This is a genomic window from Oricola sp. (assembly GCF_022763245.1).
GTDB lineage: Bacteria > Pseudomonadota > Alphaproteobacteria > Rhizobiales > Rhizobiaceae > Oricola.
This window is the reverse complement of the sequence record NZ_JALEGV010000043.1, coordinates 35996-49205: the sequence shown is the minus strand read 5'-3', so window position 1 is coordinate 49205 and position 13210 is coordinate 35996. Positions and strand designations below refer to the sequence as shown.

Sequence of the window (13210 nt, the reverse complement as noted above, 5' to 3'; positions counted from 1 at the left end):
CTATCGCAGGTGCAACAGGAAAAGGAGAACGCCATGGCAATGAACGGATCGGTCGTGCTCGCCGGCTGCGGAAATATGGGGTTCGCCATGCTGGAGGGCTGGCTCGCCAGCAAGGCGCTTGCGGCGTCGGACGCCTTCGTCGTCGAACCGAACGAGACGCTGCGCACGCGCGCCGCCGCGCTGGGCGTCACCACAGTGGCCGCGGCAGAAGAACTGCCGGAAACGCTCTCACCGGCGATGGTCGTGCTGGCCGTCAAGCCGCAGGTGATGGACGCCGTGCTGCCGGCCTATGCGGCGCTCGCCGCCAAGGGCGCGGCCATGGTCAGCGTCGCGGCGGGCATCCGCATCGATCGGTTCGAACAGGCTTTCGGCGACGGGACCGCCGTGATCCGGGTCATGCCGAACACGCCGGCGGCCGTCGGCGCGGGCATGATGGTGATCTGCGCCAATCCGGCGACCAGCGCCGATCAACTGGACTTCGCCCGCACGCTGATGGCGGCGAGCGGCGAGACCGCGATCATCGAGGACGAGGCGCTGATGGATGCCGTCACCGCCGTGTCCGGCTCCGGCCCGGCCTATCTGTTCCACATGATCGAGGCGCTGACCGAGGCAGCGAAGGCGGCGGGCCTGCCCGACGATCTCGCCGGCCTGCTGGCGGGCCAGACGATCTATGGTGCCGCGGTCTACGCCAGGCAAAGCGGCGTCGCGCCGGGCACGCTGCGCGAGCAGGTCACCAGCCCGAACGGCACCACGGCGGCCGCCCTCTCCGTTCTGATGGGCGAGGAGCGGCTGACAAAGCTGATGACCGAGGCCGTCGAGGCGGCGCGGGTGCGCTCAGTCGAACTGGCCGGCTGACGATGATCGTCCAGGCCTGCCTCAACGGCGCCCGCCCGGCCGGTTTCCATCCGAAGCTGCCGTTCGCGGCGGCCGCGGTCGCGCAGGACGCCGTCCTGTGCGTTGCCGCCGGCGCGAACGAACTCCACGTCCATCCGCGCGATGAGGCGGGACTCGAGAGCCTGTTTGCGGTGGACGACACCGTCACCGCGCTGCGCACCGCCTGCCCCGGCACGCTTATCGGCGTTTCGACGGGAGAATGGATCGAACAGGATCGCGACCGCACATGCGCGGCCATCGAGAGCTGGTCCGAACGGCCCGACTATGCCTCCGTCAACCTGTCGGAGACCGACGCACCGGACGTCATGGCCACCCTGACGCGTCGCGGGATCGGCATCGAGGCCGGGTTGGCGACGGCCGGTGACGCGGCGCGTTTCGTCGCCCTGCCCGACCGCCCGTCCCCGCTGCGCATCCTGATCGAGATCGAGGAGCAGGAGCCGGAAGCGGCCTTCGCCGCCGCCGACGCGATTTCGGACGTCCTGGCCGACGCCGGCCTTCGGAGACCGATCCTGCTGCACGGTTTCGACGCGATGGCGTGGCCCTTCGTGGAGCGCGCCTTCGAGCGCGGTTGGTCGACGCGGATCGGGCTGGAGGACGGAAGGCATCTGCCCGACGGCACGCTGGCGTCGGACAATGCCGACCTCGTCCGCCATGCAGTCGCGCTGCGCGCCCGCGCCGCCTGAGCGTCAAAACGCCGGCAACGCCCGTCTCCCTGCCGAAGTTTTCGGGCAAAACCCGGCTTCGACGCATGACGCAGTTGCGTTTGACGAATGGGCGTGCTTGACACGCTCGAAACATCGTTCGGGCCTCCATGATCGAAGTCAGATCCGTTTCCAAGCAGTTCGGCGGCGTGCGTGCCGTCGACAACGCCAGTTTGAAGATCGAGCAAGGGTCGATCACCGGCCTGATCGGTCCGAACGGCGCGGGAAAAACCACCCTCTTCAACATCATCGCCGGCAATCTGGCGCCGAGCAGCGGGCAGATCCTGCTCGACGGCGAGGACGTGTCCGGCCTGCCGCCGCATGTTTTGTTCAAGAAGGGCCTGTTGCGCACCTTCCAGCTCGCGCATGAGTTCTCCTCCCTGACGGTTCTGGAAAACCTGATGATGGTGCCCGACAACCAGCTTGGCGAGAGCCTGATGTCGAGCTGGTTCTCGTTCGGCGACGTGAAGCGGCAGGAAGCGGAAATTCGCGAACGCGCGATGGAGGTGATCGGCTTCCTCAATCTGGGCCATGTGGCGCAGGAACTGGCGGGCAACCTGTCCGGCGGCCAGAAGAAGCTTATCGAGCTCGGCCGCACCATGATGGTGGACGCCAAGGTGGTGCTGCTCGACGAGGTCGGCGCCGGCGTCAACCGCACCCTGCTCGGCGAGATCGGCGACGCGATCATCCGGCTCAATCGCGAGCGCGGTTACACCTTCTGCATGATCGAGCACGACATGGATTTCATTGGCAAGCTGTGCGACCCGGTGATCGTCATGGCCGAGGGCACGGTGCTGGCGCAGGGCACCGCCGACGAGGTGCGCAACAACGAGGCGGTGATCGAGGCCTATCTCGGCCGCGGCCTGAAGAACAAGACGCCGCGCGAGATGCTCTCGCTGGTCACCGACAATCCGGAGGCCGACGCCTGATGTATCTGAGCGGCGAGAGCATGACTGGCGGTTACGGCGGCGCGGACATCCTTCGCGATTGCAGCGTCGGCGTGGAGAAGGGCGAGATCGCGGTGATCGTCGGGCCGAACGGGGCCGGCAAGTCGACCGCGATGAAGGCGATGCTGGGCATGCTGAAGCTGCGGCTCGGACGGGTGACGCTCGGCGGCAAGGACATCACCGCGCTGACGCCGCAGGCCCGCGTCGCCGAAGGCATCGCCTTCGTGCCGCAGACGCACAATGTCTTCGCCACGATGAGCGTCGAGGAAAATCTCGAGATGGGCGCCTATCTGCGCCGCGACGACATCGCCGGCACGATGGAACAGGTCTTCACCCTGTTTCCGATCCTGAAGGAAAAGCGCCGCCAGGCGGCCGGCGAACTCTCCGGCGGGCAGCGCCAGCAGGTCGCCGTCGGGCGCGCGCTGATGACGCAGCCGAGCGTCCTGATGCTCGACGAACCGACGGCCGGCGTTTCGCCGATCGTCATGGACGAATTGTTCGACCGCATTCTGGAAGTGCGCAATACGGGTCTGGCCATCCTGATGGTGGAACAGAACGCCCGGCAGGCGCTCAACATCGCCGATCGCGGCTATGTGCTGGTCGGCGGCGAGAACTGGCGCACCGGCACCGGCCACGAATTGCTGGCCAATCCGGAAGTGCGCAAATCATTCCTGGGCGGGTGACATGCCGGAGACGACCGAAATCCTCAACGCACTGGTGCTGATGACGAATTTCGTCTTCGTGCCGGCGCTCGCCTACGGGTCGCAGCTGGCGCTCGGCGCGCTCGGCGTCACCCTCGTCTTCGGCATTCTGCGCTTCGCCAACTTCGCCCATGGCGACCTGATGGCCTTCGGCGCGACGATCACGATCCTGATCACCTGGGCGCTGCAGGCCGCCGGCGTGTCGCTCGGCCCGCTGCCGACCGCGCTTCTGGCGATGGTCCCTGCGATCGTCGTCACCGCCATCGTCGCGATCGGCATCGACAAGGCGGTGTTCGGCTTCTACCGCAAGCGCAAGGCGGCACCCGTGGTGCTGGTGATCGCCTCGGTCGGCGTGATGTTCATGCTGAGCGCCATCGTGCGCTTCATCATGGGCACGGAGGAGCGCCGCTTCAGCGACGGCACGCGCTTCGTGGTGCGCGCACTCGATTTCAAGAAATGGAGCGGCCTCGACGAAGGGCTGGCGATCCAGACGACGCAGGTCATCACCGTCGTGGTGACGCTGATCGTGGTGGCGGCGCTGTTCTGGTTCCTGAACCGGACGCGCACCGGCAAGGCGATGCGTGCCTTTTCCGACAATGAGGACCTGGCGCTCCTGTCGGGCATCAATCCGGACCGCATCGTCATGGTGACCTGGGTCATCGCGGCGGCGCTGGCGACGATCGCCGGCTCGCTCTACGGCCTCGACAAGAGCTTCTCGCCATTCACCTATCTGCAACTGCTGCTGCCGATCTTCGCCTCGGCGATCGTCGGCGGCATCGGCCACCCGGTCGGCGCGGTGGTCGGCGGCTATGTCGTCGCCTTCTCCGAGGTGATGCTGACCTACGCCTACAAGCGGTTCGCCACCTATCTGCTGCCCGAGGACCTCGCGCCGTCGCATCTGATGCAGCTGTTGTCGACCGACTACAAGTTCGCCGTCTCCTTCATCATCCTGGTGGTCGTGCTGCTGATCCGGCCGACCGGCATCTTCAGGGGGAAAGTCCTATGAGCCAGACCGGCGCGGAAAACGGCGCGAAGCAGGCCGGCGCGACCCCGCCGCCGGCCCCGGCCGCCATCGTGCGCAAGCCCGACAGCCCGTGGCGCGCGCCGGTGGCCTTCGCCGCCATGGGCGCGGCGCTGGTGCTGGTCGGCATGTACCAGTCCTGGGCGGTGGCGCTCGCCATTCTCAACATGGGCCTGGTCTCGGCGATCATGGCGATGGGGCTGAACCTGCAATGGGGCTATGCCGGGCTGTTCAATGCCGGCGTCATGGCGTTCACCGCGCTTGGCGGGCTGGCTGCCGTGGTCGTGTCGCATCCGCCCGTCATGGACGCGCTTTCCGCCGGCGGTCGCGGCCTGGTGCTGTCGGCCGTCATCGTGATCGGCCTGATCGCGACGATCGCCTTCGTCGGCACGCAATTGCGCGGCCGGCTGCGCTCCTTCATCGTGTTCGTGCTGGTGATCGGCGGCTACGCGGTGCTGCGCCCGATCTTCGGCGAGGCCGTGACGGCGATCGAATCGGTGGATCCGGCGCGCACCGGCTTCATCGGCGGTCTCGGCCTGCCGATCATGTTCTCCTGGATCGTCGGCGGCGTGTTCGCGGCGGCCGTCGCATGGCTGATCGGCAAGGTGGCGCTCGGCCTCAGGTCCGACTATCTCGCCATCGCCACGCTCGGCATTTCCGAAATCGTCATCGCGGTCTTGAAGAACGAGGACTGGCTGGCGCGCGGCGTGAAGAACGTCACCGGCCTGGAACGTCCCGTTCCCTACGAGATCGACCTGCAGCAGACGCCGTGGTTCATCGACGCGGTGACGCGCTTCAACGCGACAGCGCTCGACGCGGCCGCCGACGCGGTGGCGCGCGAGGCGATGTTGCGGCAGATGCTGATCGACGCGTCCAGCGCCTTCGTGAAACTCGCCTATGCCGGCCTGTTCACCGTCGTCCTCTTGATCCTGCTTGCGTTGTGCGTGCGCGCCCTCAATTCGCCCTGGGGGCGGATGATGCGGGCGATCCGCGACAATGAGGAAGCGGCGGCCGCCATGGGCAAGGACATCACGGCGCGACACCTGCAGATCTTCGTGCTCGGCTCGGCGATCATCGGCATCGCCGGCGCGATGATGACCACGCTGGACGGGCAGTTCACGCCCGGCACCTACAATCCGCTGCGCTTCACCTTCCTGATCTGGGTGATGGTGATCGTCGGCGGCTCGGGCAACAATCTGGGCGCCGTGCTCGGCGGCTTCCTGATCTGGTTCGTCTGGGTGGAGGCGGAGCCGGCCGGACGCTGGATCGTCGAGGTGGTCAGCGCCAACATGGATCCGGACACGGCGCTCTACAAGCACCTGCAGGACATCGCGGCGCCGTTCCGGCTGTTCGTGATGGGGCTGGTGCTGCTGATCGTCTTGCGCTTCTCACCGCGCGGCCTGCTGCCGGAAAAGGTGCGCCACAGCTAAGCGCACCTGCCAGGCATCCTCGCCTTACCGCAGCGCCTTACCGCAGCACGAAGCGTCCCTGCCACAGGCCGAGCGACCGCGCCTCGGCCTCCATCTCGCCCCAGACATAGTCCATGGCGACGCCAGTCGAGCGATCGGGGAGCGCCCATCCGGTGGCGATCAGGCGCGCGCCAATGTCGCGGCCGGCGAAGTCGTAACAGCGCACGATGCGAAGCTCCTGCATCCCCGCCTCGACCGGGTTGCAGGTCATGATGCCGCCGATGAGGTCTTCCAGCGCCTTGCGGGCTTCCTCGCCACAGGCATAGTCGTCGCCGTTGGCACCTTGGCATTGCTGGCCCAGTTCCGGCGTCTCGACCGCATGCAGCCGATAACGATTGCCGGAGCGGTCGGCGAAGCTGCCGCCGTCGATCGCCTTGGCATGGGCGACCACCATGTAACTGTCGCCGGCGGCGGCCCCGCCGCATGGCACGCCGAACGCGAGGACCGCGGCGCTGATCATTGCTGCCGTGTTCTTCATTTTCTGCGGTGTACCTCCTGTCCTGTGCGCGTGACCGCGCGTGAAACAGAGATGGACCGACCCGGCAAAACGCGCCCCGAGGAGGGGTTCCGGAGATGGGCTGTTGTCCGCCCGTCCGGTGCGGATCGTCGGATGCCGGCACGCGAACTCTGGACGGGAATTCCATAGCCGCCTAACGAAAATGTCAAGATTTTCCACGCGCTCTGTGGATAAAATGTGATGACGGCGTCATCGTTGTGAATGGAAACAGCCTTTGGCTGACGCACGCCGCCGAGACGGAAAGCGGCGAGCATCTGTCGAACTTTTATCTTTTTAAATCAATAGCTTGGAAATCGGCGAGCGACACCTTCGACGCGCTGGACGGATGCGAAAAGACGTCAGATCAACGGCCTGATATCCGCCAAAGAAACCGTCACCTCCAAGCGACCCGGAGAAATGTAAAACCAATATGACAGACGAAAAACGACGAATCAGCGCCGTGTGATCGCGGCCTTCAAGCCCGGCAGATGGCGAACAGAGCGGCGCGCGAGGAGATGCCGAGCTTCTCATAGGCCCGGCGGCGATAGGTCGTCACCGTGTTCGGTGAGACGCCGATCTCGCCGGCGATCGTCTCGGCCTTCTTGCCGGACAGAACGCCCAGGCACACCTCGCGTTCGCGCTCCGACAAGGCGGCGAGCGGCGGCGGATAGTCGGCGGCCCCGGCCTGCCCGAAATGCAGGAGCGCCAGCCGCGCCGCGAAACGCAGGGCCTCGGCCGGCGGCGCCTCGGAATTCGGTGCATGGCGATACACGTTGAGGATGAGGCGAAGCGCCGGACCGACAGCAAGCACGGCATCCTTTCGTGCGATCCCCGGACGCGTGAAGAAGCGATCCCGATAATCCGGCTGCATGCCGGGCAGGACTTCTTCCAGGCGCCGCAGCAGCACCGTTCCCGGCTTCGCCGCCAGGACCTGCCGATAGAGCGGATCAGTCTTGAACCAGCCGTCGAGATAGTCCTCCGCCAGTTTCGCGCCGAGGCGCGCATGGCTGAAATTCCAAGACAGGAGGCAGGCGGCCCGGTCCTCGTCATAGGCAAAGACCATCACCTGATCGGCGCCGAGTTCGCGCAACAGGTCGAGATACGGTGCTGCAAAGCGATCGCTGCCCGCCGCCTCAAGACAGGCATCGAGCGCAGGCCAGACGGCGCTCACCTGTCCCCCCGAAAAGGGGACATGCGCCCACGGCGGCGGGAGGGTAGAAAACGGGCCGGTTGCGGGAGGAAAGACATATGAGACCTGAAGGCCGCGGCGAACTCGACTCGCTCTACTTTACCTATCCGACCTTCGACGCGCCAGAACGGCGCGACCACCTGACCGACCGCGCCGCGGTCGTTATCGTCGGCGGCGGGCCGGTCGGACTGACGGCGGCGTTGACGCTTGCGCGTTGCGGCGTGCCGAGCGTGCTGCTGGAAGCCAAATCGACCTACAATGACGGCAGCCGGGCGATCTGCATCGCACGCCAGAGCTACCACATCTTCGAGACGCTGGGCGTCGTCGCCCCGTTCGTCGACAAGGCGCTTGGCTGGACGACCGGGCGCACCTTCTATCGCGGCCGGCAGATCCTCGAATTCGAGATGCCGGACGGCCCGCATGAAAAATACCGCCCGATGTACAATCTCGAACAGCAATATATCGAGCAGTTCCTGCATGAGGCGGTGCGCGCGAACCCGCTGATCGACATGCGCTGGCAATCCGAGGTGACCGGAATCGGCGATGAGGACGGCGGCGTCACCCTGCAGGTGCGCGATGCGAACGGCACTTATGCCCTGCCCGCCGACTGGGTGCTGGCCGCCGACGGCGCGCGCAGCGCCATTCGCGGCATGCGCGGATTGCGGTTCTCCGGTCAGAATTACGAAGGCCGCTATGTCATCGCCGACGTGCGCATGCACCATGACTATCCGACCATCCGGCGCGCCCTCTTCGACCCGGCCTGCCGGCCCGGCGGCACGGTGCTGATCCACCGCCAGCCGGACGACATCTGGCGCATCGACTACCAGCTGCGCGACGGCGAGAGCGCCGAGGCGGCGACACGCGAGGACGCAGTGCGCGCCAGCGTCGCCGGAGTTCTTTCCGAGATCGGGCATGAGGGGCAGTGGGAACTGGAGTGGTGGAGCGTCTATTCCGCCAACACGCTGGCGCTCGACGATTACCGCGACGGCCGCATCTTCTTCATCGGCGACAGCGCGCATATCGTGCCGATCTTCGGCGTGCGCGGTCTCAACAACGGCCTGGCGGACGCGCAGAATATCGGCTGGAAGCTGGCGCGCGTGATCAAGCGCACGGCCGCGGAGACGCTGCTCGACAGCTACAGCCCGGAACGGCGCGGCGCGACGCTCGACGTCTTCGCCAACGCGTCGAAATCGACGCGTTTCATGACGCCGCCGACACGCGGCTGGCAGGTGATGCGCGATGCGGCGCTGTCGCTGGCGCTCAACCATCCCTTTGCCGGCGCCTTCGCCAATCCGCGCCAGATGACACCCTACACCTATGCCGACAGCCCGATCACGCTGGCCGACCGGGACGGCTTCGCGTGCGGGCCGACGCCGGGTGCTGTGATCACGAATGCCCGGCTCGACGACGGGTTTCTCAGCGACCGGCTCGGGCCGGGGTTTACGGTCCTCGCCTTTGGCGCACTCGACGAAGAGGAGCGGATCGCGACGGTCGATCCCGATGCGACGATCGTCACGCTGGATCCGCAAGGCGAAACTGCGCGCGCCTATGACGCGGAGGCCGGGACCGTCTATCTCGTGCGGCCGGACGAGCATGTCGCGGCGCGATGGAAACGGGCGACGGGAGGCGACGTCGCGGCTGTGCTCGCGGCCATTCTCAGCGGACAGGGAGCGGGACAATGAGCGCCACCACACTGGAAACCGTCTATGAGCGCCTGGCCGAGGCGATCGACGCCACTGGGTCGGAGAAGGAGACGCTTCTTCTCGCCAAGCTGGCACTGCTGCTCGCCGAAGCGCTGGGCGACCCGGACAGGGTCGTCGGCCTGATCGAGGACGCGGCCCGGGACCTCGACTGACCTCAAACGAAAAGCCCCGGATCGCGGGTGCGATCCGGGGCCGTATTCGCGGGTCAGGCGGTCAGGCGCTTAGCGCACCTTCACGGTCGCCCAGGCGCCGTCCTTGACTTCCCACTCCTTGTAGGAGCCGACAGCCTCGCCGACATCGGTGAACTCGACGCTCGTCGCGCCCTGATAGTCGATGTCGGTGCCGGCGGCGACCAGCTCGAGCGCCTTGCCCAGTTCGCCGGGGCCGATCGGCTCGCCCGGTGCGTTGGCGATTTCCATGACGTTGCCGGCGATGGCGGCGCGGTCGGCGACACCGGCCTTCTGGATGGCCAGAAGGATCAGCGCCACGGCGTCATAGCTTTCGCCGCGATAGGGCTGCTCACTTTCGACGCCCATCTCCTTGGCGAAGGTGTCGAAGTTGCTGGCATTGTCGGCGTCGGAACCCGGCGCCGTGCCGATCAGGCTGACATCGGCCAGGCCCGGCAGGTCGAGGATCGAATCGCCGATCATGCCGTCGCCGACGAGGAAGCTCTCGAAAGCGCCGGTGTCTATGGCACCCTGCATGATGCCGCGGCCGCCGCGGTCGATATAGCCGAACACGGCCAGCGCGTCGCCACCGGCAGCTGCCAGCGCGCCCACTTCGGCCGAATAATCGCCCTTGCCGTCCTCGTGACCGGCGGAGATGGTGACTTCACCGCCGGCAGCCTCGAAGGCGGCCGCGAAGGAATCGGCCAGACCCTTGCCGTAGTCGTTGTTGGTGTAGGTCACGGCGATCGACTTGATGCCGCGCTCGACGGCGACGTCGGCCAGAACCTGGCCCTGGCGGGCGTCGGACGGCGCGGTGCGGAAGAACAGGCCATTGTCCTCGATCGTCGTCAGCGCGGGCGAGGTCGCGGTCGGCGAAATAATCGTGACGCCATTCGGGACCGCCACATTGTTCGCCACCGCCGCGGTCACGCCCGAACAATCCGCACCGAAGATGGCCAGCACGTTGTCGGAGGTGACGAGGCGCTCGGCGGCGGTCGTCGCTGCGGCGTTGTCGACGCAGGTGGAATCGGCACGCACCGGCGTGACGGTTTCGCCGCCGAGGAACTTGCCGGATTCCGATGCTTCCTTCATGGCGAGCTCGCCGGCGGCGGCCCAGTCCGGTGACAGTGATTCAGTGGGGCCGGTGAAGCCGAGGATCACGCCGATCTTCACTTCGGCCTGTGCGGCGACAGAGAGCGCCAGAACGCTGGCCGCTGCAAGAAGTGCTTTTTTCATAATCCGAATTCTCCCTTTTCGTAACGCGTTCCCCTGCCGGCGCGTCTGTTGCGCGCCTGCCGCCGGGAAAGCAGACCGAAGTTAAAACCTAGTCCTTCGACGGGCGCAAGCGGTTTGGGAGGTTGCGACTGGAGCCGGTGCGCGAAGCGCCTCGCGTCAGCGCCTGGCGGCCCCGGCGGCGAATTCGAAATCCGGCAGGGACTTCAGCGCCTGGGTCAGCGCTTCGCCCCAGCTGGTCGAAATCGTCTGGTAATAGGGGTCGTCGGCAGCGATGCGCTGATGCGCGCCGAGCCGGAAACTGTCGACCTCGTAGGTCTGCAGATCCAGCGGCAGTCCGACGGACAGGTTGGCCTTGATGGTGGAATCGAAGGACACCATCATCAGCTTGACCGCATCCTCGAAACGCATCGCCGAATCATAGGCGCGCACCAGGATCGGCCGGCCATATTTGGTCTCGCCGATCTGGAAGAAGGGCGTGTCGCCATTGGCCTCGATGAAATTGCCTTCCGGATAGATCAGGAACAGGCGCGGCTCGCTGCCGCGGATCTGGCCGCCGAGGATGAGCGTCGCGTTGAAGGTCGAATCCGCGGTCTGCCCGCTCATCGCGTTGGACTGGATGACCTCGCGCAGCGTCTCGCCGATCTGGCGGGCGGCCTGGAACATGGACGGCGTCTCGAGGATCGACGGATTGCGCTCATGCGGCGCCTTGGAGCGCTCGTCGATCAGGCTGACGACGGATTGCGTGGTCGCGAGGTTGCCCGCGGTCATCAACATCAGCACGCGCTCGCCCGGAACGGTCCAGGAGAACATCTTGCGAAACACGGAAACATTGTCGACACCCGCATTCGTGCGCGTGTCCGACATGAAGACGAGGCCCTTGTCGAGGCGCAAGCCGACACAATACGTCATGGGAAAGGTTCCAGCCCGATTCGCTACAATCTATTGCTGGACCTGCAGTGTTACAACCATGTGTTCCTCGCCTTCGCCGAGACGCATGCCGGAGACCGGAGCGGCTTCCGTGTAGTCCAGGCCGGTGGCGACGCGCACATAGCGTTCATCCGGGCAGATTTCGTTCGAGACGTCGAAGCCGATCCAGCCGATGCCGTCCACATGGGCTTCCGCCCAGGCATGGCTGGCATCCTGATCGACACGGTCGTCCATCATCAGGTAGCCGCTGACATAGCGGGCCGGAATGCCCATGGAACGTGCCGCGGCGATGAAGACATGGGCGTGGTCCTGGCAGACGCCATGGCCGGCATCCAGCGTTTCCTCGGCGGTGGTCGCGGTGTGCGACTTTCCGGCCTCGTAGGTGACCGCGCGGGCGATCTCCTCCGACAGGCCATGCAGGCGGGCGATCTCGTCGGGATAGTCGCCACCGGCCGCTTTGACCAGCTTACGCACATTGTTGCCGGCGCGCGTCAACGGCGTGGGGCGCAGGAACAGCCAGAGCGGCGCAAAGCCGCCATGGACGCCGACGACGCCTGAGGTGTCGGACGTTTCGACGACGCCGTGGCAACGGATCGTCACCTCCGAGCGACCGTCGTCGAAGCTGACGAGCGCCACGTGATTGTTGTGCTGGTCGTCATATTCGAGCTGCCGTGTGCCGCCCTCGACCTGCGTTTCCCAGGACACGACCTTCTGGCCCGCGCGCGATTTCGGTGTCAGGCGCAGTTGCTGCAAGCCGTAATGGACCGGCTCCTCGTAGCGGTAATGTGTCGTATGCGAGATCGTCAGCCGCATGACCTACCCGTAGAACCGGTAGTCCTGTTCGATCTGCATCCCGAGCCCGTTGTTGTCACGAAGGAACTCCTCCAGAAATTCGTGCAGCCCCTGGTCGAAGATCGCGTCAATCGTGTTGTTGCGCAACCGGGTCAGCACCTTGTCGGCAATTTCATGGCTCCCGCCCTTCTCGCCATAGTCCTCCGCGAGATAGGCCAGATTGTCGACGATCTTGGTGTAGCAGAAGGCCAGAGACCGCGGCAAGCGCCGGTCCTGGATCAGGAATTCGGCGATGCCCTTCGGATTGACGTCGCCGCCGTTCAGCCAGCGATAGGCGCGCTGCGCGGAGACTGACCGCAGGATCGTCTCCCATTGCACATTGTCGAGCGACGAGCCGACATGCATCACCGAGGGCAGCAGGACGTAATATTTCACATCAAGGATGCGGGCGGTGTTGTCGGCGCGCTCCAGGAAGGTGCCGAGACGGGCGAAATCATAGATGTCGTTGCGCAGCATGGTGCCATGCAGCGCCGCGCGCACTAGGGCGCTTTGCTGGCGGATGAGGCCAAGCGTCTGCGGCAGGTCGCGTTCGCGCACGGGCCGCGCCAGCGCGTCCTTCAGGGTCAGCCAGCATTCGTTCGTGGCTTCCCAGACCTCGCGGGTGAGCGCCGTGCGCACAAGACGGGCGTTGTTGCGCGCCGATTCGACGACGGAGAGAACGCTCGACGGATTGGACTTGTCGCGCAGGACATAGTCGATCACCGTGCTCGCCTCGGCGCGGTCGTGGCGTTCGAGGAAGCCCGCCTGCACGTCGGCCGTCTGGATGATGGACATCCATTCTTCCTCGGCGGCGGCGGACCGCGTCAGCGCGATATGGAAGCCCGCCTCGAGCAGTCGCGCGTTGTTTTCGCTGCGCTCAAGGTAGCGGAACATCCAGAACAGGCCGCCTGCCGTCTTGCCGAGCATG

At 66.0% G+C, this 13210-nt stretch carries 14 protein-coding genes; 8 read left to right on the top strand and 6 right to left on the bottom strand.

Translation table 11 applies throughout. From position 1 onward, the window contains the following. Positions 1-39: 39 nt before the first annotated feature. The 6 genes from proC (at position 40) to MRY80_RS25480 (ending at position 5694) form a co-directional block, all read left to right on the top strand. Positions 40-855 (top strand): pyrroline-5-carboxylate reductase, encoded by an 816-nt coding sequence (proC, locus tag MRY80_RS25505; RefSeq protein ID WP_293294921.1) that lies wholly within the window; start codon positions 40-42, stop codon positions 853-855. 2 nt (positions 856-857) lie between these two features. After that, positions 858-1577, top strand: a complete 720-nt coding sequence (locus MRY80_RS25500; protein WP_293294443.1) for a 3-keto-5-aminohexanoate cleavage protein — start codon at positions 858-860, stop codon at positions 1575-1577. 128 nt (positions 1578-1705) lie between these two features. Next, positions 1706-2524, top strand: coding sequence for an ABC transporter ATP-binding protein (locus MRY80_RS25495; protein ID WP_293294441.1), 819 nt, complete (start codon positions 1706-1708; stop codon positions 2522-2524). Then, complete coding sequence (locus tag MRY80_RS25490) at positions 2524-3225, top strand: ABC transporter ATP-binding protein (RefSeq protein WP_293294439.1); 702 nt, start codon at positions 2524-2526, stop codon at positions 3223-3225. The genes MRY80_RS25495 and MRY80_RS25490 overlap by 1 nt, the downstream gene beginning before the upstream one ends. Before the next feature lies 1 nt (position 3226). After that, positions 3227-4249: a branched-chain amino acid ABC transporter permease gene (locus MRY80_RS25485; protein WP_293294437.1), complete on the top strand. Its 1023-nt coding sequence runs from the start codon at positions 3227-3229 to the stop codon at positions 4247-4249. Next, positions 4246-5694: a branched-chain amino acid ABC transporter permease gene (locus MRY80_RS25480; protein WP_293294435.1), complete on the top strand. Its 1449-nt coding sequence runs from the start codon at positions 4246-4248 to the stop codon at positions 5692-5694. The genes MRY80_RS25485 and MRY80_RS25480 overlap by 4 nt, the downstream gene beginning before the upstream one ends. A gap of 37 nt (positions 5695-5731) precedes the next feature. Here MRY80_RS25480 and MRY80_RS25475 read toward each other — a convergent pair whose 3' ends face one another. Together MRY80_RS25475 and MRY80_RS25470 are read right to left on the bottom strand one after the other, a co-directional pair. Further along, the gene (locus MRY80_RS25475; RefSeq protein WP_293294433.1) at positions 5732-6211 is read right to left on the bottom strand and encodes a thermonuclease family protein; all 480 of its coding nucleotides are present in this window, start codon (positions 6209-6211) and stop codon (positions 5732-5734) included. Positions 6212-6704: 493 nt separating this feature from the next. Further along, a complete protein-coding gene (locus MRY80_RS25470; RefSeq protein WP_293294431.1) occupies positions 6705-7400 on the bottom strand; it encodes a helix-turn-helix transcriptional regulator in 696 nt (231 codons plus the stop codon). 77 nt (positions 7401-7477) lie between these two features. Here MRY80_RS25470 and MRY80_RS25465 point away from each other — a divergent pair, with 77 nt between their 5' ends. Then, entirely contained in the window at positions 7478-9100 is a 1623-nt protein-coding gene (locus MRY80_RS25465) for an FAD-dependent monooxygenase (RefSeq protein ID WP_293294429.1), read from the top strand. Next, a complete protein-coding gene (locus tag MRY80_RS25460) occupies positions 9097-9273 on the top strand; it encodes a hypothetical protein (protein ID WP_293294428.1) in 177 nt (58 codons plus the stop codon). The genes MRY80_RS25465 and MRY80_RS25460 overlap by 4 nt, the downstream gene beginning before the upstream one ends. 69 nt (positions 9274-9342) lie before the next feature. Here the strand turns inward: MRY80_RS25460 and MRY80_RS25455 are convergent, their stop codons facing one another. From MRY80_RS25455 to MRY80_RS25440, 4 genes are all read right to left on the bottom strand, one after another. Then, the gene (locus MRY80_RS25455; RefSeq protein WP_293294427.1) at positions 9343-10524 is read right to left on the bottom strand and encodes an ABC transporter substrate-binding protein; all 1182 of its coding nucleotides are present in this window, start codon (positions 10522-10524) and stop codon (positions 9343-9345) included. 156 nt (positions 10525-10680) lie between these two features. Further along, the gene (locus tag MRY80_RS25450) at positions 10681-11433 is read right to left on the bottom strand and encodes a proteasome-type protease (protein WP_293294426.1); all 753 of its coding nucleotides are present in this window, start codon (positions 11431-11433) and stop codon (positions 10681-10683) included. A 30-nt stretch (positions 11434-11463) separates the two neighbouring features. Then, the gene (locus MRY80_RS25445) at positions 11464-12264 is read right to left on the bottom strand and encodes a transglutaminase family protein (RefSeq protein WP_293294425.1); all 801 of its coding nucleotides are present in this window, start codon (positions 12262-12264) and stop codon (positions 11464-11466) included. A 3-nt stretch (positions 12265-12267) separates the two neighbouring features. Continuing rightward, on the bottom strand, positions 12268-13209 hold the full coding sequence (locus tag MRY80_RS25440) for an alpha-E domain-containing protein (RefSeq protein ID WP_293294423.1): 942 nt from the start codon (positions 13207-13209) through the stop codon (positions 12268-12270). Position 13210: the final 1 nt, after the last annotated feature.